The following is a 24,994-nucleotide window of genomic DNA, read 5'->3' on the forward strand; positions in this document are numbered from 1 at the left end:
TTGAACCCGGCGCTCCTCCCTGCGCTCGAGCCCAGCGGCGTCACCGTGCGCCTCCCCCGGTTCGATGCAGACGGCCGCGCCACCGGCGTCGAGGTGCGCGAGCTGAACGCACCGGGCCCATGGACCACGCCGTCCGCCCCGATCGTCTCCCGCGTCGCGTACGCCGCCGCGCACGTGGTGCCGCAGGTCGGCGCCGAGAACGTGCCGGGCGCGCCCGCCGTCGTCGACTGGGACGCGACGCTCGCCTACCGGCACCGCATCTGGTCGGCCGGGCTCGGCGTCGCCGACGCGATGGACACCGCCCAGCGCGGGATGGGCCTGGACTGGGCCGCGACCCAGGAGCTGGTGCGCCGCTCGTCGGCCGAGGCGGCGTCCGTCGGAGCCCGCATCGCCTGCGGCGCGGGCACGGACCAGCTCGACCCCGCCGCGGTGGCGACGCGGGAGCCGGGCGACCCCGCCGCGCTCACCGCCGTCACCGACGCGTACCGCGAGCAGGTGCGCGTGGTGCAGGACGCCGGGGCGCAGGTCATCGTCATGGCCTCGCGCGCGCTGGCGCGGGTGGCCCGCTCCCCCGAGGACTACGCCCGCGTCTACGACGCGGTTCTCGCCGAGGCGGACCGGCCCGTCGTCCTGCACTGGCTGGGCACGATGTTCGACCCTCAGCTCGCCGGCTACTGGGGCGCCGAGGACCCCGGGGACGTCGACGCCGCGACCGCCGTCTTCACCGACCTCATCAAGGCCCACCAGGACAAGGTCGACGGGGTCAAGGTCTCGCTGCTCGACGCGCAGCACGAGATCGGCCTGCGCCGGTCGCTGGCCGCCCTCGACGGCTCGCCCGTGCGGCTATACACGGGCGACGACTTCAACTACCCGGAGCTCATCGCGGGCGACGACCAGGGCCACTCGGACGCGCTGCTCGGCATCTTCGCCGCCATCTACCCGGCGGCCTCCACGGCGCTGCAGGCCTTCGACGCCAGTGTGGCAGCGGGCGACGCGGCCTCGTCCCAGGAAGCCGCCGCCCGCGGGCACGCCATCCTCGCCTCGACCGAGAAGCTGGGGCGGCACATCTTCGCCGCGCCCACGTACTACTACAAGACCGGGGTGGCGTTCCTGTCCTGGCTCAACGGCTTCCAGCCGGGGTTCCAGCTGGTGGGCGGCCTGCAGTCGGGCCGGTCGCTGGCGCACCTCGTGGAGCTGGCCCGCCTCGCCGACGGCTGCGGCATGCTGCTCGACCCGGCGCTGGCGGCCCGCCGCCTCGACGCCTTCCTGACGACGAACGGGGTGGACGCATGAACGCGAGGAGCCCCCGCGGAGGTACGCCGAGGAACGAGGTGTGCCGGAGCGAGGCACCGCAGCGTTCATGCCAGGGAGGAGCCGCATGAGCACAGGAACTCAGGACCTGAGCCGCTGCTCCCTCAACACCGCGACGGTCAAGCACGCGACGCTCGCCGAGGCGGTCGACGCTGCCGCGTCGGCGGGGCTGGGCGCCGTGGGCCTGTGGCGCCACCAGGTGCAAGAGCACGGCGCCGAGAAGGCGGCGCGGATCGTGTCGGACGCCGGCCTGCGCGTCTCGTCGCTGTGCCGCGGCGGCTTCCTCACCGTGGCGGACGACCCCGGCATCGCCGCCGCGCTGGCGGACAACCAGCGCGCGATCGAGGAGGCGGCGGGCGTCGGGACGCGCGAGCTCGTGTTCGTCGTCGGCGGCCTGCCCGCCCTCAGCGAGCCCGGCGGGGGCCCGCGCCCCGACGCAGGGCCCGGCGACCGCAACCTCGTCGCCTCCCGCGCCCGCGTGGCCGACCGCCTCGCCGACCTCGCGCCGTTCGCGGCCGAGCACGGCGTGCGGATCGTGCTGGAGGCGCTGCACCCGATGTTCGCCGCCGACCGCGCGGTGATCTCCACGCTCGGGCAGGCGCTCGACCTGGCCGCGTCGTTCGCCCCCGAGACCGTGGGCGTCGTCGTCGACACGTACCACGTGTGGTGGGACCCCGACCTCCGCGGGTCGATCGCGCGCGCCGGGGCCGAGGGCCGCATCGCCGGCTACCAGGTGTGCGACTGGAACCTGCCGCTGGCCGCGGACCCGCTCAACTCCCGCGGGCACGTGGGCGACGGCTACATCGACTTCCCCACCATCTCGCGCTGGGTCGCCGAGGCGGGCTACGCCGGGGACGTCGAGACCGAGATCTTCAACGAGGAGATCTGGGCCGCCGACCCCCGCGACACGGCCCGCACCGTCGGCGAGCGCTACGCGCGGCACGTGCAGCCGCACGTCTGACGCCGTACGCCCACGTACACCCACGAGGGCGTGTCGCTCGGTCCGGGGTTGCGGCTCTCGAGATGGGCGAGCGTGGTGGCGACGATCGACCGGATCGTCGCGACCGCCGGCATCTCACGCCGCTCCTTCTTCCGCTACTTCCGCAACTGGTCAGGAACGAAGAAGCGCCGCGCCCGGGCGCTCTCTAGCCTGGGAGCGACGCGCAGGGAGCGCGCCACCTGAGCCGGGAGGGTCACATGGCCACGTCCGAGGGACTGAGCGCCGACGAGCGCGCGGCGGTCAAGCAGCGCGCCAAGGAACTGCGCGAGCAGGAGAAGGCGGGCAAGAACCGCGCCGCCGGCGAGCAGGCGGTGCGCGAGGCGATCGAGCCGCTCGAGGGGAGCGACCGCGACATCGCCGAGGGGATGTACCGGGTGGTCTCCGACGTCGCGCCCGGCCTCGTACCCAAGACCTACTACGGCATGCCGGGGTTCGCGAACGACGACGGCAAGATCGTGCTGTTCGTGCAGCCCGCCGCGAAGTTCGGCACCCGCTACGCGACGGTCGGCTTCGAGCCGACGGCGCCCCTCGACGACGGCGACTTCTGGCCGACGTCCTACGCCGTCCTGGCCTGGACCCCGGAGTTCGAGAAGACGTTCTCGGCGCTCGTACGCGCCGCGGCCGGCTGACCCGTCGCCCTCGTCCGGGCTCAGCGCACCTCGGCCCGCACGAGCTCGGTGACGCCGCGGGCCTCGAGAGCCGCGGGGTCGGCCGCGGTCGCGCTCGTCACGACGGTCACGTCCCCGCCTCGCTCGCGCAGGTCGTGCCAGAGCTCGAAGACGGCGCCGCCAGGGCCGAGCGACGGCCGCGAGAGCGGCAGGTCCGCGCCGTCGACGTCCACGACCACGCCGACCGTGCGCGGCTGCACGAGCGGCAACGCGCCGCGCCGGGCCTCCGCGACGACCTCGGCGAACCGGCGGCCGAGCGGCTTCACCCGGTTCTCGGTGTCGAGCAGGCCGAGCGAGTACTCGAGGTCCTTGTAGTCGGCGAGGTCGCGCGTGACGTCGTGCGAGCACCACCACGTGACGGCGAACAGGTCGCTCGTCGTGAGGGCTGCCTCGATCGTCCGGGAGCAGAACTCCGGCATCTCGGCCTCGGCGAGGTTCATCGACGGGGCGCCGACCTCCTGCAGCCACACCTGCCGGCCCGGGTCGGTCGCGAACGCTTTCGACAGCTCGATCATCCACTCCGCGTGCCGCACCGACTGCGGCGACAATGCGCCGTAGCGCGTGGCCGTGCCGTTGAAGATCCAGGAGTGCACGGTGGTCATGTCGCCGAGGCGGGCGGCGTGCTCGGGCAGGAACGAGTGGTCGTCCCAGTACCAGAGGTGGTCGTTCTCGCTGTGCACGACGACGTGGCGCGGGTCGCGGTCGCGCGGCGCCTCGAGCAGCGAGCGCAGCCAGTGGGTCACCTGGTCGGCCGTGGCGGGCATCGCCGCGGGGTTCGGCTCCAGGAACTGGTTGAGCTCGTTGCCGAGGGTGAGGCCCAGGAAGTTGGGGCGGTCGCGCACGGCGTCGTAGACGGCGGCGACGAGGGCGGCCTGCGCGTCGATCGCGCGCTGGTCGGCGAACATGTTGCCGTCGTGCCAGTTCACGAGCCAGGCGGGGACGAAGTCGAAGCCCGACATGTGCCCCTGGATGACGTCGACGGCGACGTCGAGGCCGAACTCGGCGGCGACGTCGGTCACGAGCGCGATGTCGTCGAGCGCGCGCCGCCGGATCAGCGTGCGGTTCGGCTGGAGCTCCGGCCACAGCGGGAAGACCCGGACGTGGTCGACGCCGAGCCCGGCGATCGCCTCGAAGTCGGCGCGGACGACGTCGGGGTCGACGGCCATCCACTGGAACATCCAGTCCTGGGACGGGGTGTAGTTGACGCCGAAGCGCGGCACGGTCGAAGTCAAGGGGCTTCCTCGCTGTCTCGGTGTGGCAGGTCTCGGTCTGGCAGGTCTCGGTGGTGCGGGGGTCGTTACCGGCGAGCCGGCGCCGTCGACTCGCGCACGACCAGACGGCGTCCGCTGACGGTCTGCGACGCGGCGTGCTCGCCGCGGACGAGGCGTTCGAGCAGCGCGACGGCGGTGCGCGCGCTCTCCTCCACGGGGGCGTCGAGGGCCGTGAGCCGGGGCCGCACGAGCGTCGAGACCCAGGAGTCCTCCCAGGCCACGACGGACAGCTGCTCGGGCACCCGGACGCCCACCTCGGGCGCGTGCGCGACGATCTGGGCGGCGATCGACTCGCTGTCCACGACGATCGCGGTGGCGGCGCCGAGCCGACCGAGGAGGTCGGCGACCGGGTCGTGGGCCGCCGGGTCCCACGCGGCGAACGAGGCGTCGATCCCCTGCTCGGCCGCGGCGCGCGAGAAGCGCTGGTCGCGGGACCGCGTGTGGGCCAGGCCGGGGGCGTCGGTGACGCGGGCGACGCTGCGGTGGCCGAGCCCGGCGAGGTGGTCGAGGACGGTGGCGAACGCCGTGTCGTCCTGCACCGTGACGGCCGGGACGCCGTCGTCGACGGGCGCGCCGAGCAGCACCGCGGGGGCGCCGAGGTGCTCGACGAGCCCGAGCCGCGGGTCGTCGTGGCGCACGTCGACCAGCAGGAACGCGTCGACGCGCTGCTCGCCCCACCACTGGCGGTAGACCTGCGCCTCCTCGTCGGCCTGCACGAGGGTCAGCGAGAGGGACCAGCCGATGTCCGCGAGCGGCTCGGTGAGGCCGGCCAGCAGCCGCATGAAGAACGGGTCGCGGCCGAAGGTGTCGCTCGAGCGCGCGATGACGAGGCCCAGGCTGCGCCCGCCCTGGCCGGAGACCTTGCGGCTCGCGTAGTTGGGCCGCCAGTTGAGCTCGTCGGCCGCCGCCCGGATCCGGGCGGCCGTCGCCTCGGACACGTTGGGCCGCCCGTTGAAGGCGTGCGACACCGCGGAGGGCGAGACGCCGGCGCGGCGGGCGACGTCCGAGATCGTCACGCGTTTCGGGCTCGTTGCAGTCATGGTGCGTCCGAGAGTAGGAGGTTGACCCCCTGAAGTAAAGCGGTATACGTTGCACGCCACTTGATGTGTACCGCTTTACAAGAAGCGGCGGCGGAGGCAGGTCTTCGCCCACCCCGAACGACGCACCGTAGCTCTCAGGGAGGCTCCGTGACCCAGGACGTCAGCCGGCGTGCCGTGCTCAAGGCCGCGATCGGCGCCGGCATCGTCACGCCGCTGCTCGCGAGCTGCGGCGCGCTCGTCCCCGCGTCGAACGGACCGCGGTCGGTGTCCGTGCACACCCAGCTCAGCGGCGCCGTCGCCGGCGCCCAGGTGTTCTCGGACGTCGTCGCCGCGTACCAGCGCAGCACCGGCCGCACCGTGGCCCAGCTCAAGAACGGCTCCGACCTGCCCATCGTCTTCGAGACGAGCACGCTGGCAGGGAAGGAGGCCGACGTCGCGATCGTCAACATGATGGGCCGCACCCTCGGGTGGACGGCCGCCGGCGCGACGATCCCGGTCACCGACCTGCTCGACGAGTGGGGCCTGCGCGACAAGATCGTCCCCGAGGCGGTCGCGGAGTGGACCGACGACGAGGGCCGCCTCCGGGCGTTCCCCTTCACGCGCACCAACTGGCCCGTCTCGTTCAACACCGGCCTGCTCGAAGAGGCCGGCGTCGAGATCCCCACCACCTCCGACGAGCTGATCGCGGTCGCGGACGCCCTGCGGTCGAAGGGGATCGGGCCCGTCACGGTGGGTGGCTCCGACTGGAGCGGCCAGAAGATGTTCCTGCAGGTGATCCAGGGCTTCGTCACCCAGGAGGAGGCCCGCACGATCTTCTCGACGGGCAAGATCTCCGAGAGCGCCGGCGCCGTCGCCGCCGTCGAGCACTTCATCGAGCTGCGGGACGCCGGCGTCTTCGTCGACGACGTGCAGGGCTACACGTCCGACTCCCAGCTGACCCAGTTCAACACCCGCAAGGCGGCCATCGTCCCCGCCATGTCGTCCGCGCTCGCGCTCGTGCCGGCCGAGCGTGCCAAGGAGGTCACGGTGGGCGGCTGGCCCGTGCCCTCGAGCGGCGGGGTGCTGGACCGCCCCAGCGTCATCAAGAGCTACAACGGCCACGGCATCTGGATCAGCGAGAACGGCGCCGACAAGCTCGACCTCATCAAACCGCTCGTCCAGCACCTCTACTCCGACGAGGTCACCGACGCGTTCATCCTGGGCTCCGGCCGCGACATGAACCGCGTCACCGACACCGTCAGCACGGACTTCCCGCTGGTCGCGCAGGCCTCCCGGCTCACGGACGACCAGGTCACGCCCGTCATGCTGCCCGACCTGCTCATCCCCGACTCCGTCTTCGAACCGATGATCAAGGTGACCGCGGCGGCCTACGGCTCCGCGTCCGCCGAGCGGATCATCGACGCCTTCGAGAAGGCCTACGCCGCGGCCTGACCGCCGGCGCCAGGAAAGGATCCCCATGACCGCGCTCGTCGAGGCAGGCACGGACGCCGCTGCCCGCCCCACGCCGCCAGGCGTCCCCGCGGGGGCGCGCCGCCGCGCGTCGCTCCGCGAACGCTTCCCCGGCCTCGCCCTGCCCGCGCTCGTCTGGTACGCGGTGTTCATGATCGGCCCGGTGGTGGCGATGTTCGTCATCGCCTTCCTCTCCTGGCCGGGCATGCTCACCACGCCGACGTTCGCCGGCCTCGACAACTTCGCCAACGTCTTCGCCGACGAGACCTTCTGGGCCGCGACGCGGAACTCGGCGGTCCAGATCGTCGTCGGGCTGCCGGTCATGATCGTGCTCGCCTTCCTGCTCGCGTTCTACGTCGTGCAGAAGCCGCGCGGCCATCGCGTGCTGCGGTACCTGCTCTTCATCCCGGCGCTCGTCTCGGCCCCCGCCACGGCGATGGTCTTCTACTCGATGCTCAACCCGGACGGCCTCGTGAACGGCGTCCTGCGGCCCCTCGGGTTCGAGGGCACGGCCTGGCTCGCCGACCCGAGCACCGCCCTCGGCGCGATCATCGCCGTCGAGCTGTGGAGCGGCATCGGCTACTCGGCCGTCCTCATCGCCTCGCGGCTCGACGGCGTCGACGGCGAGATCGTCTCGGCGGCGCGCATCGACGGCGCCGGGGACTGGCGCATCGCCTGGCGCATGTACTGGCCGATCGCCCGGGACTTCATCGGCGTCGTCACGATGCTGCAGTTCCTGTCGATGCTCTTCAACTCCGCGCAGAACGTGCTGCTGCTGACGCAGGGCGGGCCGGGAACCTCGACGACGACGCTCGCCTACCTGATCTACCAGAAGGCGTTCGTCGAGGCCGACCTCGGCTACAGCCAGGCCGTCGGCGTCATCCTCTTCGTGATCGGGCTGCTGGGCATGGGCGCCATCCGGCGCGTGCTCCGCGCGACCCACTGATCCCCGACCTTGCCCTGACAAAAAGCCCGAGGAGACCGCCATGGCCCGGCGCACCGCAGCCCTTCCGTTGCGCGACCGCATCGGCTCGATCACGAGCGGCACGCTCGCGTGGATCTACGCCGCCCTGCTGATCGTGCCCTTCTACTACTTCATCGTCTCGTCGTTCAAGGACAACGAGCAGATCTTCGAGTCGCCGCTGGCGCTGCCGACCACGTGGGACCTGTCGAACTTCTCGACGGCGATCCAACAGGCCGAGCTGGGCCTCGCGATCGCGAACTCGGTGTTGACCACCCTCGCCGCCCTGGCGCTCACGCTGCTGCTGGCGCTGCCGGCGTCGTTCGCGCTCGCCCGCGCCCGGGGCCGTGCCGGCAAGGTCGTCGAGGGCGTCTTCGCGCTCGGCTTCCTCATCCCGTCGTTCGCCGCGCTCTTCCCGACGTTCCTGCTCGCGGCGGCGCTCGGCCTCTTCCACACCCGCACGTTCGTCATCTTCCTGCTGCCCGCGACGGCGCTGCCGCTCTCGATCGTCATCCTCACCTCATTCATGCGGACCATCCCGCGCGAGCTCGAGGAGGCCGCGTCGATGGACGGCGCCACCTCGCTGCAGGTGCTGCGCCAGGTCTACCTGCCGATCTGCATCCCCGGCATCGCGACCGTGCTGCTGCTGAACTTCCTGTCGTTCTGGAACGCCTATCTGTACCCGCTGATCCTCATCGGGCCGGACACAGCGCAGCGCACCATCCAGGTCGCGCTGCCCACCCTCAAGGTCGACGCGGGCACCGACTACGGCGTCCTCATGGCGGGCACGCTGTTCACGCTGCTGCCGGTCTACCTCGTCTACACGGTGCTGCAGCGCCAGATGCAGCGCGCGCTGCTGTCGGGAGCGGTCAAGGGATGACGGTCGCGACACCCCGGGCATCCTCGCTGCCGCTGCGCACCCGCGTCGGCCAGGTCAACCAGCGGCTCAAGGGCTGGGAGGCGGTGCGCTGGATCGGCGGCGCGCCCCGCGTGACGGACGTGCTGCGGCGGGAGGTCGACCGCTGGGGCGGGCTCGGTGCCCTCTACGGCGTCCTGCGCGCCGACCCGTGGTCGGCCGCGCGCTGGGAGAACGGCATCCCGCCCGAGCGCAGCGCCGAGGCGTACGCCGCCGTGCAGGAGCACGTGACCCGGTACGGCGACGGCCTGCCCGTGCTGTTCGTCGAGGAGGCCCCGCACGGGCTCATGGCGCTCGGCGGCACGACGCTGCCGGTGAACCTCGCGCTCGGCGCGGGGATGGACGCGGAGCTCACCGAGGAGCTCGCCGCCGCCGTCGCCGCGGAGGCGCGTGCCCGCGGCACCCACGTCGCGCTCGTCTCGGGTCTCGACGTGCTCCGCGACCCGCGCTGGGGCCGCGCGGAGGAGTGCTTCTCGGAGGACCCGGCGCTGGCCGCGACGCTCGTCGAGGCGACCGTTCGCGGCATGCAGGGCACGGCTTCGTGCGACGACCCGATCGACGGCGGGCACGTCGCCGTCGTCGCCAAGCACCTCGCGGCCCAGGGCGCGGGCATCGGCGGTCGCAACGGCTCCGGCGCCCCGATCGGCCGGCGCGAGCTCGGCGAGATCCACCTGCGGCCCGCCTTCGCCGCGGCCCGGGCGGGCGTCGCCGGCTACATGGCCGCCTACAACGACGTCGACGGCGTGCCGTGCAGCGCGAACGAGGAGCTGCTCACCGGCACCATCCGCGAGCGGTGGGGCTGGCGCGGCCTCGTCATGGCCGACGGCACGGCGATCGACCGGCTGCGTGACAGCGCGCCCGACCCGGCGTCCGCCGCGGCGCTCGCGCTGCAGGCCGGCGTCGACCTGAGCCTGTGGGACGAGGCGTTCACGCACGTCGAGGAAGCGCTGGACCGCGGCCTGCTCGGCGAGGACGTGCTCGACCGCGCCGTCGACCGCGTGCTGGCCCTCAAGCACCGGCTCGGCCTGCTGGGCGAGCCCGCGCCTGCGACCGCTCCGTCGCCGGCCCCCGAGCGGGACGTCGTCGCTCTCGTCGACCGCGCGGCCCGGCAGTCCGTCGTGCTCGTGCACGACCGCGGCGTCCTTCCCCTGCCCGGCGGCGCGACCGTTGCCGTGGTCGGCCCCAACGCCGACGACCTGGACGCGCAGCTCGGCGACTACACGCCGCCGCGCCCGCCGGTCGACCCCGGGGCGTCCACCGTGCTCTCGGCCCTCGCGGACCGGCTCGGGGCAGGGTGCGTGCGGCACGCGGTCGGCAGCCGGTTGCGGGGCCCGCTCGACGGCCAGCTCGACGAGCCCCGCGCGCTCGACGCCGTACGCCGGGCGTGCGAGGCGGCGGACGTGGCCGTCGTCGTGCTGGGCGGCACCAGCCGGCGCAGCTACGACGACGAGTTCGCGGAGAACGGCGCCGTCGAGGGCCCCGCCCCCGACACGACCAACGGCGAGGGCGTGGACCTCTCGGCCGTCGCGCTGCCGCAGGCGCAGCTCGACGTCGCGCGCGCGGCGCGGGCGGCGGGCAGGCCGGTCGTCGGCGTCGTCCTCGACGGGCGCCCGCGGGTGCTGACCGAGCTCGGGCCGCTCGTCGACGCCCTGCTCGTGGTCCCTTTCCCGGGGCCGGGCGGCGGCGCGGCGATCGCGGACGCCCTCCTCTCCGGCGCGGCCTCCGGGAGGCTCCCGGCGACGTTCCCCGCCGCCGACGGTGTGCTGCCCGTCGCGCACGACGAGCGTCTGGAGACGGCCCGCGCGTACTCCGACAACCCGGTGCTGCGCGGGCTGCCGTTCGGCACGGCGCACACCCCCGGGATCACGACCACCGTGCGCGAGGCCACGTCCGTCCGCGCGGACGAGCTGGCCGGCGGCGAGGCCGCGACGCTCACCGTCGACGTCACGAACGACGGCCCGGCGCCCGCCACGGTGTCGGTGCCGCTCTACGGGCGGCGCCACGAGCGGGGGATCCGGCCGCGGCGTCGTACGCTCCTCGGCGTGCAGCGCGCGACGGTCGAGCCGGGCGCGACGACGTCGCTGACGTACCGGCTCGGCCTCGACGAGCTCGGCTCCTGGGCGACCGGCGAGCCCGTCGCCGTGCCCCTGACCGTCCGCGCGTGGTGCACCCCCGACACCGACGAGCCCGCCGGCGCCACCACCGTGCGCGTCACCGACCAGGAGGACACCACCCCGTGGGAACGCTGACCACCCACCACCTCGACCCGGCGATCGACGCCACCTTGCGGGACGCCGCCAACCGGGTGCGCGCCGCGGCGGGCGAGCGGATCGGCACGATGGTCGAGGCCGCGCTGCGGCGCACCCTCACCGACACGGTGACGATCGGGGCCGACGGCAGCGCGTTCGTCATCACGGGCGACATCCCGGCGATGTGGATGCGCGACTCGACGACGCAGCTCACGCCGTACCTGCGGTTGCTGGGCGAGTGCCCGCCGCTGGCGGACCTCGTGGCCGCCGTCGTGCGCCGCCAGCTCGCGTGCCTGGACCACGACCCGTACGCCAACGCCTTCAACGACGGCCCCACAGGCGCGCACTACGACCCCGACGACGTCTGCGACGACCCGCAGGTGTGGGAGCAGAAGTACGAGGTCGACAGCCTCGCCTACCCCGTGACGCTGGCGCACCGGCTGTGGCGCGAGACCGGCGCCACGGAGGTCTTCGACGGGTGCGCGCACCGCGTCCTGCGCGCCGTCGTGCGCCTGCTGCGCACCGAGCAGCGGCACGACGCGTCGCCGTACCGCTTCTCCCGCGACACGACCATCCCCACCGAGACGCTCGCACGTGAGGGCCGCGGCACGCCCGTCGGGTTCACCGGCATGACGTGGAGCGCCTTCCGCCCGTCGGACGACGCCTGCACGTTCGGCTACAACGTGCCGGCCAACCTCTTCGCCGCGCAGGCGCTGCGGGCCGTCGCGGAGATCGCCGACGAGGTCTACGCCGACGCCGCCCTGGCCGACGACGCCCGCGCGCTCTCGCGGGAGCTGGTCGACGGAGTCGCCGCGCACGGGGTGGCGCCCTCCCCTGCGGGCTCCACGGATGGCGAGCGCATCTACGCCTACGAGGTCGACGGGCTGGGCGGCGTGCTGTGCATGGACGACGCCAACACCCCGTCGCTGCTCTCGCTGCCGCTGAACGCCCCGGACGTGCTCGACGACGTCGTCTGGCAGGCCACGCGCCGGTTCGTGCTGAGCCCGGCGAACCCGTACTTCTTCACCGGCAGCGAGGCGAGCGGCGTCGGCAGCCCGCACACAAAGGCCGGCCGCGTGTGGCCCATCGCGCTCGCCGTCGAGGGGCTGACCGGCACCCCCGAGGATCGCGTGCGCCTGCTGCGGCTGATCGCCGACACCGACGGCGGGACCGGCCGCGTGCACGAGAGCTTCGACCCCTCCGACCCGACGGCCTACTCCCGGCCCTGGTTCTCGTGGGCCGACTCGATGTTCTGTGAGCTGGCCCTCGCCGTGGCCGAGGACGGCCGGCCGGCCCTCTAGCGTGCTGTGCAAGGTACTGCTACGTTGTGATGCATGGTACCGACTCCGGACATGGTCCTCACCCAGCTCCGCAAGGGAGTCGTGGAGTACTGCGTCCTGGCGTGCCTGCGCACGGCACCGGCATACGGGCTCGAGCTCGCCGAACGCCTCGGCGACGACCGGACCCTGCTGACCAGCGAGGGCACGCTGTACCCCCTCCTGTCCCGCCTACGGCAGCAGGGCTGGGTCACCACGACGCAGGTCGCATCCGCGGTGGGCCCCCCGCGCCGGTACTACGAGCTCACGGCCGAGGGGCGGGCGGCACTCGAGACCTTCACCGCCACCTGGGCCAGGTTCACCGCAGACGTCCACACGACCCTGGAGACCTGATGACCGCATCACCCGCCTTCCCGCCGCTGGTCGAGGCCTACCTCGCCGACCTCGACCGCGCCCTGTCGGCCGCCGACCCGCGCGAACGTGCGGAGACCCTGGCCGCGGTGCGTGAGCACGCGGCCGAGTCCCTCGCCGCGCACGGCACGGACGACGACTCTGCCCGCCGCGTGCTCGACGAGCTGGGCCCCGTCGACGCCATCGCCGCCGAGGCGACGCCCGCCACGCCCACGCTCGCGGCCTCCCCCGCCGCGCCGGCCCCCACGCCTGTCGCCGACGTCTGCCTCCTGGTCCTCTCCATCGTCTCCCTGGCGACGTACATCGTTCCCGTCCTGGCGGCGGCCACGGTCGTCTGGGCGATCTTCAGGCTCCGCGCCGGCGCGGGGAACCGTGCCCTGCAGCGGTTCGCTCTCGTGCTCGGCGCCATCACGCTCGTCGCATCCGCTGCCCTCTTCGTCTCCCACGTCCTCGCCGCTGGATAGCCGGGGCCCGGCCCGGTGGCCCGGTGGCGGCGGGCCGCCGCAACGACCTCCGGCATCGACGAGTACCTGCTGCTCGAGAGCGACACCCTGGGCCGCATCCTCGCGCGCGCCGGGCTGTCGGCGGAAGAGCTCACGGCGATCGCCGACACCAACCGCCGCATCGCCGAGCGAGGCGCGAACGGCTGACGCGGAGGGCCCCGTCGAGGCTGCCGACGTGCGTGCACACCACTCTTGCAGTGTCCTGGACCCAGGAGGCATGTCGCGGTAGCGGCGCGGTCGAGGTTGCACCGTGTCGGCGGGCAGGCCTCTGACTGCGGCGTCCTGAGCGGAAGGGTCGGCGGCTTCGGCCGCTACCGGTCAGGTCGACCACCCAGCGAAGCGAGGAGGAGTCGATGTCCAATCCGATGACGTGGTTGGGGCGTCAGGCCCGACGCGGCCTGACCGATCTTCCGCGCAACGTCCTGTGGGTGCTGGACGTGGCCGTGAAGGACCCGGTCAAATCGGCCGGCCACACCGCGCAGTCTGCGGGTCACAGCCTGCAGACCGCCGGGCAGCATGCCACGACGACCCTCGCGGACGCCAACCCGTTCGCCGACGGCTCCGACAGCCGGCTGAACCGCGTGGACGCGGCGATGGAGCGCGCGCACGAGCTCGAGACGCGCGCCCACCAGGCGGCCACGAACGCGAAGGAGCAGGCGGACGCCGCGAATGCCGCGGAGGTGGAGGGCGACCGGACGATCTCCGCGGTGCGCGACGAGGGGGACCGCAAGGTCGCCGAGGTGGTCGCGGACGCGCAGCGCGAGGCCGACGACTACGTCGCGGCGAAGCGGAACCAGGCGGAGCAGATCGCCGCCCGGCAGGTGGCCGCGGCGAAGGCTGACGTCGACAAGCGTCTGGAGAAGGCCCACGAGCAGGCCGAGAAGGCTCGCGCGCAGGCCGAGCAGGCGATCGAGCGTGCCCGTCAGCAGATGACGCGGGCCCGCGAGATGGCCGAGGAGGCGGCGGTGGCCGCACGCCAGGCGGCCGACGAGGCGCGTGCCCGGGCCGAACGCCTGGCGGACGAGGCCAAGGAGGACGCCCAGCACGCCCAGAAGAAGGTCTACGAGGCCGAGCGGCGACGGAAGGCGATGGCGTCGGAGGGGCAGCAGCTCGGCGCCGACGCCGACATCGACCCGTTGGACCTCGACGACCTGACCAAGGCCCAGCTGCTCGCCCTCGGGACGGAGATGGGCCTGGACCTCAACTCGTCCATGCGCAAGCCGGAGCTCGTCGCGGCGGTCCGCAAGGCACGCGGCTGACCACGATCGGAGACGGGAGCACCATGTTCACGATGTTCCGCAAGAAGTCGTTCATCGACCGGGTGGGCGCGGCGCTGGGCCGCAAGCCGAAGCACTCCGGCACCACGTCGGTGCGGTCCGGCCTGATCACGCTCGGGTCGGTGGTGGGGGTGACGGCGATCAGCGCGGCCGCGTCCGCGATCCGGGAGCGGAAGCACCGGGAGGACGAGGATGATCGGGAGTAAGACGCTCGGCCGCGCGATCTTCTTCGGCCTGGGCTACCTGGCCGGGACCCGCGCCGGCCGGGAGCGGTACGCCCAGATCGAGGCGGCCGCCAGGGCGGCCATCACCAGGCTCCGCGAGCGCTACGACGAGTCCGACGGAGTGTCGTCGTCGAGGACACCGACGACGACGACGCCGGACGCGTCCGACCTGTACCGCGACATCAAGCTCGGCGAGTAGCCAGGCGACCATGCTCATCAAGGTCCACCTCCTGGCACGCCTGCTCCGCATCCCCCTGCTGAGGGTCGAGGGAGTGGTCGCCATCAGCGACACGGACGGGCTGGGTGCCGGGGGCGGCATACCCCTCGGCATCGCAGACCTCGGCGCCGCAGGTCTCGGCACACCCGCGGACACCCGTGCCGGCAACGCCCCGTCCCTTCAGGGCGGGCCGGCCACGACCACGGCATTCGGCCGGAACCTGGCCGCCGCCGAGCACATCATGGCCGAGCTCTCTCAGCCCGATCAGCCCGACCGACCGGGCAAGACCACTGTCCCAGCGACGAGACGGAAGGCGACCACGACGAACTAAGCAACCCGATCCTCGACGCGGACCGGCCGAACCCGGACGTCGTCCGCGTCGGCGACGACTGCTGGCTGATCGCGTCGAGCTTCGACCGCGCCCCCGGGCTTGGTGACGGCCCCCATGGCGGTCGCCTCGTCCAGCACTTCCAGCAACCGGCGCGCGTAGGCGCGGGGGTGGCTCAGGTTGCCGTTGTGCCCGCCCGGGAAGAGCCGGACCGGGCCGGCGACGCGGGAGGCGAGCGCCTCGGCGCAGCGGCGGTCGAAGACGTCGCCGGAGGTCGCCTCCCCGGCCGCCGGGACCACCCGGGTGCGGAGCCCCACGAGCCGTGCCGGGTCGAGGCGGTCCTCGATCGCGGCGGTGAAGTCGTGGTGGATGAAGTGATCGAAGTTCGCGGCGCGGGCAGCATCCATCGGGAAGGGGGTCAGGTCCCGCTCGCTCTGCGACCCCGACGGGTCGATCCCCAGAGACCGCACGATGGCCGGGAGGGCGCTCGTGAGCCCGCCGGACCGGTACGCCTCCTGGATCTCGGCGAGCTCCCGGCGGTGCTGCTGCGCCTCGTCGTCCGGCAGCAGCCACGGTGCGATCGGCTCGTGCGCGACGAGGGTGCACAACCTGCCGGGCCGGGCAGCCGCGAGGTGCAGGCCGATCGCCGCCCCGAGGCTGCAGCCGAGCATCATCGCCGGCGCGTCGGTGACGTGCGCGAGGAGCCGGTCGAGGTCGTCGGCGTGGTCGGCGATCGCCGCTCCCCCGCGAGGTTCGTGGGGGCGGCTGCGGGACAGGCCCCGGCGGTCGTAGGTGAGCACGGTGAAGCGATCCGTCAGCCGCGGGACGAGGTCCGCGGTGCGGTCCGCGTCACCCTCCCCGCTCTGCGAGATCACCAGCAGCGGGCCGGACCCGACCGTCTGGAAGTGGATGCTGGCCCCGGGTACCTCGATCTGTGACATACGGGGAGATTACATCGTGTTCGATGCATCTTGCTAGATGTATCTCGAGTAGGCTGCCGGGATGAACGGAGTCGACCTCTTCCTGCTCGGCCGCGCCCTGATGAAGATCGGGGAGAACGCCCTGCCGGAGCCGCCGGGGGACGAGGCGAGCCATCCCGGCAGCGCGCGCGCAACCCTGATCGTCGCCGCGGACGTCGCCGAGCACGCCAGCTCGACCGTCGGCGAGATCGCCGCGCACACGGGCCTCCCCCAGAGCCAGGTGTCGACGGCGGTCGCTCGGCTCCGCGCCGCCGGCGCCGTGCGGACGGAGAGCGACCCGGCGGACCGCCGGCGCACCCGCGTCACCCGCGAGCCCGGCGCCTCGACCCGGCTCGCTGAGATCCGGTCGACGTCGGTCGTCCCCGCGCTGGCCCGCCACCTGGGCACCGACCAGAAGGACGCCGCGCACGTGGCCGCCCTGCTCGACGAGCTCGGCGGCGCCCTCCTGCCCGGTCGCATCCCCCATGGTGATGTGGCCCGCTGAACCATTGACGCGGGCGGTGGTGCCGTCGAGGCGTGCGGCTCACCGGCGACGACGGCTGGCGCCCGTGGCGTCGCTGGCCGACCACCGGTGTGTGGGCGTGAGAACGGGGTGATTTTCGCGGAGATTTGCCCCCTTCTCGCGCCCACAACGAGGGTCGCCCGCCCGCGCGCGCACCGGGCTCCCGGGCAGTAGGCTCGACGCCGAGCAGGGGCTGCACCGGCCCGGAGCGAGACTCGGGCGACGGACGCCAGGCGGCAGAGTCGCAGGTCAGGCGTCCCCCGAGGCAGCAGTCGCAGGACGACGGACACGACGTGGCGCCCCGGCGCCCGGGGGGCGGCGATGGGGCGGACGGTGGGTCGGGTGAGCCCGATCGAGGGGATGCCTCCCGAGCGGCTCGCCGTCATCGGGTCCTGGACGCTCGGCACGGCCGACGACATCGCCGACGTGCGCGCGGAGCTCGAGTGCCGGCTGACCCGCCACGGCGTCACGACCCGCGTGGAGCCCACGGACGACGTCGGCGGACTGACCGGCAGGCAGCGCATGGTGCTCGTCGCGAGCGAGCTGGTCGCGAACGCGCTCGAGCACGCCCGCCCGCCCGTCACGGCTCGGCTGCTGTGCGACGGGAGCGTCGCGGTGCTCGACGTCGTGGACCGCAGCCCGGAAGCACCGCCGGTCGTGCCCCTCGACCGGGAGCCCGGCGAGGGCGGGCACGGCCTGCGCCTGGCCAAGACCGTCGCCGACTGCGTCGGCTGGTACCGCACCGGCGGCGAGAAGCACGTCTGGGCCCAGTTCGCCATCCCCGTTCCGGCGCGCGTCGCGGCGCCCGACGGCGTGCCCGCCGGCGTGCGGACGGGCGGCGGGGGCTACCGGGGCCTGTAGCGCTCCGGGGTGAACGCGGCGGCCACGAGCGCGCGCAGCTCCTCCAGGTCGCCGTGTACCAGCCCGCGGGCGCGGGCCTGGACCAGCAGGTTCCCGATGGCGGTCGCCTCGACCGGCCCGGCCACCACCGGCAGCCCGGACCGGTCCGCGGTCGCCTGGCACAGCAGCGTGTTCTGCGCGCCGCCACCCACCACGTGGATGGTCGACACGGCGCGCCCGGCGAGCCGGGCCGCGGTGTGGACGGCGTCCGCGAACGCCTGCGCGAGGCTCTCCACGATGCTGCGCACGAGTTCGCCTCGCGTGGCGGGCACGGGCTGGTCGTGCTCGCGGCACCACTCGGCGATGCGCGCGGGCATGTCCCCCGGCGGCAGGAACCGCGAGTCGTCGACGTCGAAGACGGTGACCGGGGCGGTCACGTGCGCCGCCTCGGCGAGCAGCTCCTGCAGGGTGCTGGACCGCTGCGCGGCCGTCGACTCGCGCTCCCAGGCACGGATGGACTCCGACAGCAGCCACAGCCCCATGACGTTGTGCAGGAACCGGGTGCGGCCGTCGACGCCGCCCTCGTTGGTGAAGCCGGCGAGGCGCGCGTCGTCGGTGAGCACCGGGCCGTCCAGCTCGAGGCCGACCAGGCCCCACGTGCCGCACGAGACGTACGCGACGTCGCGGTCCGTGGCCGGCACCGCGACGACCGCGGAGGCGGTGTCGTGCGAGCCGACGGCCGTGACCTCGAGCGCCCGGCCCACCACCTGGGCGACGTCGGGAGAGAGGCTGCCCAGAGCCGTCCCGGGGTCGACGAGCCGCGGCAGGATCGCCGCCGGGATGCCGAGCGTGTCCGCCAGCGCGGTGTCCCACTCCCCCGTGCGGGGGTCGAGCAGGCCCGTGGTGGACGCGTTGGTGCGCTCGGCCACCTCCGCCCCGGTGAGCCAGTGCGCGAGCAGGTCGGGCACCAGCAGCATCCGGTCGGCCAGGCCGAGCAGCGGGCCCTCGGCGGCGAGCTGGAACACCGTGTTGAACGGCAGGTGCTGCAGCCCGTTGCGGCGGTAGAGCGCCGCGGCGTCCAACTGCGCGTGCACCCGCTCCACGCCCGCGGCGGTGCGCCCGTCCCGGTAGTGGTACGGCACGCCGAGCAGGCGGCCGTCGCGCAGCAGCCCGTAGTCCACGGCCCACGAGTCGATCCCGACGCCGAGAATCTCCCCCGGCGCCTCCCGCTCGGCCGCGGCGAGCCCTTCGACCACCTGCCGGTACAGCTCCAGCAGGTTCCAGTGCAGCCCGTCCGGCGTGCGGACCGGGTCGTTCGCGAACCGCGCGACGTGCTGCAGCCGCATCCTCTGCCCGCGGCGCCCTGAGCCTGCGCCGTCCTGAGCGTGTCGAAGGGTCGAAGGGAAGTGGCCCAGGATGACCCGGCCGCTCGTGGCGCCGAGGTCGACGGCGGCGAGCGTGCCCGACGCCCTCACCGACGTCACCGCAGGAATGCCTGCGCCACGCCCGCGTCGACGGGCACGTGCAGGCCGGTGGTGTGGGAGAAGTCCGAGGTGCACAGCGCGTAGACGGCGTTCGCCACGTGCTCGGGCAGCACCTCGCGCTTGAGCAGGGTGCGCTGGGCGTAGAACTCGCCGAGCTTCGACTCCTCGATCCCGTAGGTCTTGGCGCGGTTCGCGCCCCAGCCCGAGGCGAAGATGCCGGACCCGCGCACGACGCCGTCGGGGTTGATGCCGTTGACCTTGATGCCGTGCTCGCCGAGCTCGGCCGCGAGCAGCCGCACCTGGTGTGCCTGGTCGGCCTTGGTGGCCGAGTAGGCGATGTTGTTGGGCCCCGCGAACACGGAGTTCTTCGACGAGATGTAGACGATGTCGCCGCCGAGCCGCTGGTCCACAAGGATCCGCGCCGCGTTCTTGGCCACGAGGAACGAGCCCTTGGCCATGACGTCGTGCTGCAGGTCCCAGTCCGCCTCGGTGGTGTCGAAGAGCGACTTGCTCAGCGACAGGCCGGCGTTGTTCACGACGATGTCCACGCCGCCGAAGGCCAGGACGGCCTCGCGCAGCGCGGCCTGCACCGCAGCCTCGTCGGCGACGTTGGCCGCGAGCCCGACGGCGACGTCGGTCGAGCCGAGCATCTCGTTGATCTCGGTCGCGGCGGCCTCGGACTTCTCCCGGTCGAGGTCGGCGATGACGACGCACGCACCCTCGGCCGCGAGCCGGGTGGCGATGGCCTTGCCGATGCCCGACGCCGCGCCGGTGACGAAGGCGATGCGGGTGGCGAGCGGCTTGGGCTTCGGCCTGCGCTGGAGCTTGGCCTCCTCGAGCGCCCAATACTCGATACGGAACTTCTCCGACTCGTCGATCGGGGCGTACTGCGAGAGCGCCTCGGCGCCTCGCATCACGTTGATCGCGTTGACGTAGAACTCCCCCGCCACACGCGCGGTCTGCTTGTCCGCGCCGTAGGAGAACATGCCCACGCTGGGCACGAGGACGATTGCCGGGTCGGCGCCGCGCATCGCGGGCGGCTCCTCGCCCCGCGAGCGGGCCTCGGCGGCGCCCCGCTCGTAGTAGGCGGAGTAGTCCGCGCGGTAGGCCTCGTGCAGCCGCGGCAGGCGCTCGACGATCTCGTCGACCGTCGCCGTCGCGGGCAGGTCCACGACCAGCGGCTTCACCTTGGTGCGCAGGAAGTGGTCGGGGCAGCTGGTGCCCAGCTCGGCCAGGCGCGGGTGCTCCGTGCCCGCGAGGAAGTCGAGCACCACGTCCGCGTCCGTGAAGTGGCCGACCTGCGGCCGGTCCGCCGAGGCGATCGCGCGCAGGTGCGGCGCGAGGGCCGCCGCCTTGGCGCGGCGCTCAGCCTCGGGCAGTGCGCCGTAGCCGCCGAGGGCCGGGCCGAACGGCGCCGGCTTTCCGTGCTCGGCGATGTACGCGGCGGCGGTCTCGATGATCCACAGCGAGTTGGCCTCGGCCTCCTCGGACGTGGCGCCCCAGGCGGTGATGCCGTGCCCGCCGAGGACCGTGCCGACGGCGTCGGGGTGGGCCGCCTTGATCGCGGCGATGTCGAGGCCGAGCTGGAAGCCGGGCCGGCGCCACGGCACCCAGACCACCTTGCCGCCGAAGATCGTCTGCGTGAGCTCCGGGCCGTCCGCGGCGGTCGCGATCGCGATGCCGGCGTCCGGGTGCAGGTGGTCCACGTGCGCCGCGTCGACCAGGCCGTGCATGGCCGTGTCGATGCTGGGGGCGGCGCCGCCCTTGCCGTGCAGGCAGTAGTCGAACGCGGCGACCATCTCGTCCTCGCGGTCCACGCCCGGGTACACGTCGACGAGCGCGCGCAGCCGGTCGAGGCGCAGCACCGCGAGGCCCTTCTCTGTGAGGGTGCCGAGGTCGCCGCCGGAGCCCTTGACCCACAGCAGCTCGACGTCCTGCCCGGTGACCGGGTCGGTCTCCGTGCCCTGGGCGGACGTGTTGCCGCCGGCGTAGTTGGTGTTGCGCGGGTCGGCGCCCAGGCGGTTCGACCGCGCGACCAGGGAGGCGACGGTGTCGTTCGTCATCGGATGCTCCGGTTCGTGGTGCTGGGAGGTCGTCGACCTCACGGGAGGATGTCGGTAGTGAGCTCGGTCGTCAGCCAGGCCGCGAGGCGCGCGATGCTGCGCGCGCAGCCCGGGTCGGCGGGTTGGTTGAGGTGGCCGTGGTAGGTGCCGTCCTCGCGGACGACCATGACGTCGACCCCGGCGGCGACGAGCTCGGCCGCGTAGGCCTCGCCGCCCGCGCGCAGGGCGTCGTGGTCGGAGTTCACGACCAACGTGGGCGGCAGTCCGCGCAGGTCGTGGCCGCCGGGGAAGGCGTACGGCGACGTGGCGGGCCCGTCGTGGCCGAGGTAGTTCGCGTTCATGGTCCGGACGGCGTCCGGCTCGAAGTTCCGCTCCGGCGGCAGCACGGCGATCTTGGCGGCCAGCTCGGCCGTGGGCTCGGGCAGCACCTGGTGCGTGACCGGGTAGGCGAGCACGACGCTGCGGGGGGTGGTCGCCGCGGCTCCCCCCTGCCCGAGCGGCACGGCGCCGCGCCGTCTTGAGCCTGTCGAAAGGTCGCGCAGGCGCAGCGACGCCCCGGCGGCGAGGTCGCCGCCGGCGCTGGCTCCGCCCAGCGACCAGCGGCCGGCGGGGACGTCGAGGTCGGCGGCCTCCCCGCCCGTCGCCCAGACGAAGGCGAACGCGACCTCCTCGGACGGCACCGGGAAGCGGACGCCGTCCGTGCCGGGCGCCGCGGCCGGGTCGCGGTAGTCGATGGCGGACACCAGCCGGTACTCGACGCTGACCACGGCGACGCCCGCGGCGGCGAGCCCCCGCGCGACGCCGTCGGCCTCGTGCATGTCGAGATCGCCGTGCGCGAACGCGCCGCCGTGCGCCCACACGAGGCCCGCGACCGGCGTCGCCCCGGGCCGGTAGACGCGCACCCGCAGGTCGCCGTGCGGGCCGTCGAGCACCCGGTCGGCGACCGTCACGGCCGCGCCGTCCTTCGACGCGGCCGCGACGGACGTCGTCGTCGTGGTCATCGTCAGGCGCCCCAGCCCGCCTGCTGGCCGCCCACGCGCTCCGCCGCGATCTGCTCCGCGTAGCCGGAGGCGGCGAAGGCCCGCATCGGGTCGGCGGCGAGCCCCTGCTCGGTGCGCAGGTCGGCGAGCAGCCCGCGGACGTCCGTGTTGTAGGCATCCATGAGCACGCCGTTGGCGTCGAGCACGTCGCCGGAACGCTGTGCCGCGTCGAGCTCCTCGGCGTCGACGAGCAGCGCCTTGGCCGTGGCCTCCTGGACGTTCATCACCGAGCGGATCTGGCCGGGGATCTTCTCCTCGATGTTGTGGCACTGGTCGAGCATGAAGTTCACCCCCGACTCCGGGCGCAGCGCTTCGGCCTGCACGATCTCGTGCATGATCCGGAACAGCTGGAACGGGTCCGCGGCGCCGGCCATGAGGTCGTCGTCTGCGTAGAAGCGCGAGTTGAAGTCGAACGCGCCGAGCCGGCCCTGGCGCAGCAGCTGGGCCACGATGAACTCGATGTTGGTGCCGGGTGCGTGGTGGCCGGTGTCGAGGACCACGTTGGCCTTCTCGCCGAGGGCGAGGCAGTGCAGCAGCGAGGTGCCCCAGTCCGGCACGTCCGTGTGGTAGAACGCCGGCTCGAAGAACTTGTACTCGAGCACCATGCGGTGGTCGTCGTCGAGCTCCGCGTAGATCTCCGCGAGCGACTCGGCGAGCCGGTCCTGGCGGGCGCGGATCGAGTCCTGCCCGGGGTAGTTGGTGCCGTCCGGCAGCCAGACCTTCAGCTCCTTCGACCCCGTGGCCCGCATGACGTCGATGCACTGCACGTGGTGGGCGATCGCCTTGCGCCGCACCGCGGGGTCGATGTGCGTGAGCGAGCCGAGCTTGTAGTCGTCGTCCTGGAACAGGTTCGAGTTGATCATCCCGATCGTCACGCCCTGCTCCTTGGCGTGCCGTGCGAGGTCGGAGAAGTCGTCCACCAGGTCCCACGGCACGTGCAGCGACACGCGCGGGGCGATGCCGGTGTACGCGTTGACCTGCGCGGCGTCCGCGATCTTCTCGTACGGGTCGCGCGGCGTCCCCGGCGTGCCGAAGACCTTGAACCGGGTGCCCGAGTTGCCGAACGCCCACGAGGGCAGCTCGATGGCCTGCTCGCCGAGGGCCTTGCGCAGCCGTGCGTCGAGCACGGGCGTCGTCGCCGTCATGTCTCCTCCTCGTCCGCGCTCCCTCGCGCGATGATGGTGCGGGCGTCGTGCGTCCCGCGCTTTGAATCGTTTCATAGCCTAGGTGCGCGCCGAGGCCGCGTCAACCGACCGCCGGGTTCGAACCCATGCTCCCGAGTTGTCAGGGCCAGGACCGGGTATACGGGTTCGTGGCCCTGACAACTCCCCGCGGCCAGGAGTTGTCAGGGCCAGGAGCGCATATACGTCGACGTGAGCCTGACAGGTCGGCGGTCAGTCGGCGCGGCGGGCGGCCCCGAGCTGCGACTCGAGGTGGAAGACCTCCTCGAGCTGCACGAACCCCTCGTCCGGGCGGCCGTCGGCGGGCTCGAAGAAGTCCTTCATCTGCGCCTGCCAGCGGTCGTTGATCTCGCGCGCTGCCATGTCGCGCTGCGCGCGCTCGTAGTCGTCGGTGCGCAGGATGCCGACGAGCAGCCCGTCGGCCCCGAGGAACAGGCGGTAGTCGTGCCAGCCGGTCTCGGCCAGCGCCTCGAGCATCTCGGGCCAGACGGCGACATGGGCCGCGCGGTACTCGTCGAGGCGGTCGCGCCGCACCCGGGACACGAAGCAGACGTGCGTCGTTGCCGCGTCGTCGATGAAACGGTTCATACGATGAACGTAGCAAGCCCGTCCGGCGCACAGGAACCTCTACCCTGGAGCCCAGGCGCGACGAGGCGCCCTAACCCGAGGAGCACAGATGACGACGACCGCCCGCCGCCGCCGCGCGTCGATCAGCGATGTCGCGCGCCTGGCCAAGGTGTCGGTCGGCACCGTCTCGAACGTCCTCAACCGCCCCGACCGCGTCTCGCCCACCACCCGCGAGCGTGTGCTCGCCGCCATCGACGACCTCGCCTTCGTCCCCAACGGCTCCGCCCGCCAGCTGCGCGCCGGCACGATCACGACCGCGGGCGCCATCGTGCTCGACGTGTCCAACCCGTTCTTCACCGACGTGGCCCGCGGCATCGAGGACCGGCTGGAGGAGGCCGACTACACGCTCATGCTCGCCAGCTCCGACGAGAACCCGGAGCGCGAGGCGCGCTATCTGCGGCTGTTCGAGGAGCACGGCGTGCAGGGCGTGATGGTGGTGCCGTCCACCCCGGACGTCGAGCACCTGGAGACGCTCCGCGCGCGCGGGCTGCGGGTGGTGCTGCTGGACCGCCCCTCACCCGTCGACACGCTGTCGTCGGTGGCCGTCGACGACCGGGCGGGCGCCGGCGCGGCCGCCCGCCACCTCGTCGGCCTCGGGCACGAGCGCATCGCGTTCCTCAACGGCGCGCACACGATCCGCCAGTGCGCCGACCGCAGCGAGGGCCTGCGCGACGCGCTCGTCGACCTCGGGCTCGATCCCGGGAAGGCGCTCGTCGAGGTCACGATCTCCACGCTCAACGCGGACGGCGGGCAGGCCGGCGCCGAACAGGTGCTCGCCCTGACGGACCGCCCCACCGCCACGATGTGCGTCAACGACCTCACGGCCCTCGGGGCGCTGCGCAGCCTGCGCGCCGCGGGTGTGCCCGTGCCCTCGGGCATGGCCGTCGTCGGGTACGACGACGTCACCTTCGCCGGCGAGCTCGCGACGCCGCTGACGTCCGTGCGCCAGCCCACCCACCAGCTCGGCCACCGCGCCGCCGACCTGCTGCTCGACCCGGACGACTCCGTGGAGCAGGTGACGTTCCAGCCCGAGCTCGTGGTGCGGGAGTCCACCACCGGCGTCGGCTGACACCTTCGACCGCTGCCGAACAGGCAGTTGCGCGCGGATTGAGCCCCGCCCCCATTCCGTGCACAACTGCCCGTTCGGCGCCTGGACACGGGCAGCAAGCGCTTCT

Annotated in this window: 27 protein-coding genes; 19 read left to right on the top strand and 8 right to left on the bottom strand. The window is 73.3% G+C overall.

What is annotated here, in order from left to right; translation table 11 throughout:
- Positions 1–45 precede the first annotated feature (45 nt).
- The 4 genes from AC1C2W_RS10545 (at position 46) to AC1C2W_RS10560 (ending at position 2,940) form a co-directional block, all read left to right on the top strand.
- Complete coding sequence (locus tag AC1C2W_RS10545; protein WP_495389132.1) at positions 46–1,293, top strand: dihydrodipicolinate synthase family protein; 1,248 nt, start codon at positions 46–48, stop codon at positions 1,291–1,293.
- A gap of 85 nt (positions 1,294–1,378) precedes the next feature.
- Positions 1,379–2,272: a sugar phosphate isomerase/epimerase family protein gene (locus AC1C2W_RS10550; RefSeq protein WP_495413062.1), complete on the top strand. Its 894-nt coding sequence runs from the start codon at positions 1,379–1,381 to the stop codon at positions 2,270–2,272.
- Between the two features lie 72 nt (positions 2,273–2,344).
- A complete protein-coding gene (locus AC1C2W_RS10555) occupies positions 2,345–2,494 on the top strand; it encodes a hypothetical protein (protein ID WP_495388820.1) in 150 nt (49 codons plus the stop codon).
- A 14-nt stretch (positions 2,495–2,508) separates the two neighbouring features.
- A complete protein-coding gene (locus AC1C2W_RS10560) occupies positions 2,509–2,940 on the top strand; it encodes a hypothetical protein (protein WP_495388821.1) in 432 nt (143 codons plus the stop codon).
- A 20-nt stretch (positions 2,941–2,960) separates the two neighbouring features.
- Here the strand turns inward: AC1C2W_RS10560 and AC1C2W_RS10565 are convergent, their stop codons facing one another.
- Positions 2,961–4,211 (bottom strand): glycoside hydrolase 5 family protein, encoded by a 1,251-nt coding sequence (locus tag AC1C2W_RS10565; protein WP_495413063.1) that lies wholly within the window; start codon positions 4,209–4,211, stop codon positions 2,961–2,963.
- A gap of 65 nt (positions 4,212–4,276) precedes the next feature.
- On the bottom strand, positions 4,277–5,290 hold the full coding sequence (locus tag AC1C2W_RS10570) for a LacI family DNA-binding transcriptional regulator (protein WP_495413064.1): 1,014 nt from the start codon (positions 5,288–5,290) through the stop codon (positions 4,277–4,279).
- Positions 5,291–5,437: 147 nt separating this feature from the next.
- Between AC1C2W_RS10570 and AC1C2W_RS10575 the strand changes: the two genes are divergently transcribed.
- From AC1C2W_RS10575 to AC1C2W_RS10630, 12 genes are all read left to right on the top strand, one after another.
- Positions 5,438–6,721 carry an ABC transporter substrate-binding protein gene (locus AC1C2W_RS10575; protein WP_495413065.1) on the top strand — a complete coding sequence of 428 codons (1,284 nt, stop codon included), beginning with the start codon at positions 5,438–5,440 and terminating at the stop codon, positions 6,719–6,721.
- Between the two features lie 25 nt (positions 6,722–6,746).
- Positions 6,747–7,685 carry a carbohydrate ABC transporter permease gene (locus AC1C2W_RS10580; protein ID WP_495413066.1) on the top strand — a complete coding sequence of 313 codons (939 nt, stop codon included), beginning with the start codon at positions 6,747–6,749 and terminating at the stop codon, positions 7,683–7,685.
- Between the two features lie 40 nt (positions 7,686–7,725).
- Positions 7,726–8,580 (top strand): carbohydrate ABC transporter permease, encoded by an 855-nt coding sequence (locus AC1C2W_RS10585; protein WP_495413067.1) that lies wholly within the window; start codon positions 7,726–7,728, stop codon positions 8,578–8,580.
- Positions 8,577–10,865 (top strand): glycoside hydrolase family 3 protein, encoded by a 2,289-nt coding sequence (locus AC1C2W_RS10590; protein WP_495413068.1) that lies wholly within the window; start codon positions 8,577–8,579, stop codon positions 10,863–10,865. Before AC1C2W_RS10585 ends, AC1C2W_RS10590 begins: the two co-directional genes overlap by 4 nt.
- Positions 10,853–12,166 (top strand): glycoside hydrolase family 125 protein, encoded by a 1,314-nt coding sequence (locus tag AC1C2W_RS10595; RefSeq protein ID WP_495413069.1) that lies wholly within the window; start codon positions 10,853–10,855, stop codon positions 12,164–12,166. The genes AC1C2W_RS10590 and AC1C2W_RS10595 overlap by 13 nt, the downstream gene beginning before the upstream one ends.
- A 33-nt stretch (positions 12,167–12,199) precedes the next feature.
- On the top strand, positions 12,200–12,535 hold the full coding sequence (locus tag AC1C2W_RS10600) for a PadR family transcriptional regulator (protein WP_495388825.1): 336 nt from the start codon (positions 12,200–12,202) through the stop codon (positions 12,533–12,535).
- On the top strand, positions 12,535–13,017 hold the full coding sequence (locus AC1C2W_RS10605) for an HAAS signaling domain-containing protein (RefSeq protein ID WP_495388826.1): 483 nt from the start codon (positions 12,535–12,537) through the stop codon (positions 13,015–13,017). The genes AC1C2W_RS10600 and AC1C2W_RS10605 overlap by 1 nt, the downstream gene beginning before the upstream one ends.
- 15 nt (positions 13,018–13,032) lie before the next feature.
- On the top strand, positions 13,033–13,203 hold the full coding sequence (locus tag AC1C2W_RS10610) for a hypothetical protein (protein WP_495388827.1): 171 nt from the start codon (positions 13,033–13,035) through the stop codon (positions 13,201–13,203).
- A 206-nt stretch (positions 13,204–13,409) separates the two neighbouring features.
- Positions 13,410–14,315, top strand: a complete 906-nt coding sequence (locus AC1C2W_RS10615; protein WP_495388828.1) for a Rho termination factor N-terminal domain-containing protein — start codon at positions 13,410–13,412, stop codon at positions 14,313–14,315.
- Between the two features lie 23 nt (positions 14,316–14,338).
- Positions 14,339–14,539, top strand: coding sequence for a hypothetical protein (locus AC1C2W_RS10620; protein ID WP_495388829.1), 201 nt, complete (start codon positions 14,339–14,341; stop codon positions 14,537–14,539).
- Positions 14,526–14,756: a hypothetical protein gene (locus tag AC1C2W_RS10625; RefSeq protein WP_495388830.1), complete on the top strand. Its 231-nt coding sequence runs from the start codon at positions 14,526–14,528 to the stop codon at positions 14,754–14,756. Before AC1C2W_RS10620 ends, AC1C2W_RS10625 begins: the two co-directional genes overlap by 14 nt.
- Positions 14,757–14,766: 10 nt before the next feature.
- Positions 14,767–15,105 carry a hypothetical protein gene (locus AC1C2W_RS10630; RefSeq protein ID WP_495413070.1) on the top strand — a complete coding sequence of 113 codons (339 nt, stop codon included), beginning with the start codon at positions 14,767–14,769 and terminating at the stop codon, positions 15,103–15,105.
- Here the strand turns inward: AC1C2W_RS10630 and AC1C2W_RS10635 are convergent.
- Entirely contained in the window at positions 15,102–16,043 is a 942-nt protein-coding gene (locus AC1C2W_RS10635) for an alpha/beta fold hydrolase (protein ID WP_495413071.1), read from the bottom strand. The genes AC1C2W_RS10630 and AC1C2W_RS10635 overlap by 4 nt on opposite strands.
- A 61-nt stretch (positions 16,044–16,104) precedes the next feature.
- On the opposite strand from AC1C2W_RS10635, the gene AC1C2W_RS10640 reads away from it, so the two are divergent.
- Both AC1C2W_RS10640 and AC1C2W_RS10645 read left to right on the top strand, forming a co-directional pair.
- Complete coding sequence (locus AC1C2W_RS10640) at positions 16,105–16,566, top strand: MarR family transcriptional regulator (protein WP_495413072.1); 462 nt, start codon at positions 16,105–16,107, stop codon at positions 16,564–16,566.
- Between the two features lie 360 nt (positions 16,567–16,926).
- Positions 16,927–17,445: an ATP-binding protein gene (locus tag AC1C2W_RS10645; protein WP_495388834.1), complete on the top strand. Its 519-nt coding sequence runs from the start codon at positions 16,927–16,929 to the stop codon at positions 17,443–17,445.
- Here AC1C2W_RS10645 and AC1C2W_RS10650 read toward each other — a convergent pair.
- From AC1C2W_RS10650 to AC1C2W_RS10670, 5 genes are all read right to left on the bottom strand, one after another.
- Positions 17,430–18,899, bottom strand: a complete 1,470-nt coding sequence (locus tag AC1C2W_RS10650) for a rhamnulokinase (protein ID WP_495413210.1) — start codon at positions 18,897–18,899, stop codon at positions 17,430–17,432. The genes AC1C2W_RS10645 and AC1C2W_RS10650 overlap by 16 nt on opposite strands.
- A gap of 5 nt (positions 18,900–18,904) precedes the next feature.
- Positions 18,905–20,971, bottom strand: a complete 2,067-nt coding sequence (locus AC1C2W_RS10655) for a bifunctional aldolase/short-chain dehydrogenase (RefSeq protein WP_495413073.1) — start codon at positions 20,969–20,971, stop codon at positions 18,905–18,907.
- A gap of 38 nt (positions 20,972–21,009) precedes the next feature.
- Positions 21,010–21,972, bottom strand: coding sequence for an alpha/beta hydrolase fold domain-containing protein (locus tag AC1C2W_RS10660; protein ID WP_495413074.1), 963 nt, complete (start codon positions 21,970–21,972; stop codon positions 21,010–21,012).
- 2 nt (positions 21,973–21,974) lie between these two features.
- Complete coding sequence (gene rhaI / locus AC1C2W_RS10665) at positions 21,975–23,156, bottom strand: L-rhamnose isomerase (RefSeq protein WP_495388837.1); 1,182 nt, start codon at positions 23,154–23,156, stop codon at positions 21,975–21,977.
- 249 nt (positions 23,157–23,405) lie between these two features.
- Positions 23,406–23,780, bottom strand: coding sequence for an L-rhamnose mutarotase (locus tag AC1C2W_RS10670; RefSeq protein WP_495413075.1), 375 nt, complete (start codon positions 23,778–23,780; stop codon positions 23,406–23,408).
- 88 nt (positions 23,781–23,868) lie between these two features.
- Here AC1C2W_RS10670 and AC1C2W_RS10675 point away from each other — a divergent pair, with 88 nt between their 5' ends.
- A complete protein-coding gene (locus AC1C2W_RS10675; RefSeq protein WP_495388839.1) occupies positions 23,869–24,888 on the top strand; it encodes a LacI family DNA-binding transcriptional regulator in 1,020 nt (339 codons plus the stop codon).
- The last annotated feature ends 106 nt before the right edge of the window (positions 24,889–24,994 follow it).

Source organism: Isoptericola sp. Y581 (assembly GCF_059445475.1).

Bases quoted from the DNA above. Each gene is read 5' to 3' on its own strand.
- AC1C2W_RS10570 (WP_495413064.1), bottom strand. From the start codon at position 5,290: ATGACTGCAACGAGCCCGAAACGCGTGACGATCTCGGACGTCGCCCGC.
- AC1C2W_RS10550 (WP_495413062.1), top strand. From the start codon at position 1,379: ATGAGCACAGGAACTCAGGACCTGAGCCGCTGCTCCCTCAACACCGCG.
- AC1C2W_RS10560 (WP_495388821.1), top strand. From the start codon at position 2,509: ATGGCCACGTCCGAGGGACTGAGCGCCGACGAGCGCGCGGCGGTCAAG.
- AC1C2W_RS10660 (WP_495413074.1), bottom strand. From the start codon at position 21,972: ATGACCACGACGACGACGTCCGTCGCGGCCGCGTCGAAGGACGGCGCG.
- AC1C2W_RS10585 (WP_495413067.1), top strand. From the start codon at position 7,726: ATGGCCCGGCGCACCGCAGCCCTTCCGTTGCGCGACCGCATCGGCTCG.
- AC1C2W_RS10640 (WP_495413072.1), top strand. From the start codon at position 16,105: ATGAACGGAGTCGACCTCTTCCTGCTCGGCCGCGCCCTGATGAAGATC.
- AC1C2W_RS10600 (WP_495388825.1), top strand. From the start codon at position 12,200: ATGGTACCGACTCCGGACATGGTCCTCACCCAGCTCCGCAAGGGAGTC.
- AC1C2W_RS10620 (WP_495388829.1), top strand. From the start codon at position 14,339: ATGTTCACGATGTTCCGCAAGAAGTCGTTCATCGACCGGGTGGGCGCG.
- AC1C2W_RS10590 (WP_495413068.1), top strand. From the start codon at position 8,577: ATGACGGTCGCGACACCCCGGGCATCCTCGCTGCCGCTGCGCACCCGC.
- AC1C2W_RS10625 (WP_495388830.1), top strand. From the start codon at position 14,526: ATGATCGGGAGTAAGACGCTCGGCCGCGCGATCTTCTTCGGCCTGGGC.
- AC1C2W_RS10675 (WP_495388839.1), top strand. From the start codon at position 23,869: ATGACGACGACCGCCCGCCGCCGCCGCGCGTCGATCAGCGATGTCGCG.
- rhaI (WP_495388837.1), bottom strand. From the start codon at position 23,156: ATGACGGCGACGACGCCCGTGCTCGACGCACGGCTGCGCAAGGCCCTC.
- AC1C2W_RS10605 (WP_495388826.1), top strand. From the start codon at position 12,535: ATGACCGCATCACCCGCCTTCCCGCCGCTGGTCGAGGCCTACCTCGCC.
- AC1C2W_RS10655 (WP_495413073.1), bottom strand. From the start codon at position 20,971: ATGACGAACGACACCGTCGCCTCCCTGGTCGCGCGGTCGAACCGCCTG.
- AC1C2W_RS10615 (WP_495388828.1), top strand. From the start codon at position 13,410: ATGTCCAATCCGATGACGTGGTTGGGGCGTCAGGCCCGACGCGGCCTG.
- AC1C2W_RS10670 (WP_495413075.1), bottom strand. From the start codon at position 23,780: ATGAACCGTTTCATCGACGACGCGGCAACGACGCACGTCTGCTTCGTG.
- AC1C2W_RS10580 (WP_495413066.1), top strand. From the start codon at position 6,747: ATGACCGCGCTCGTCGAGGCAGGCACGGACGCCGCTGCCCGCCCCACG.
- AC1C2W_RS10630 (WP_495413070.1), top strand. From the start codon at position 14,767: ATGCTCATCAAGGTCCACCTCCTGGCACGCCTGCTCCGCATCCCCCTG.
- AC1C2W_RS10635 (WP_495413071.1), bottom strand. From the start codon at position 16,043: ATGTCACAGATCGAGGTACCCGGGGCCAGCATCCACTTCCAGACGGTC.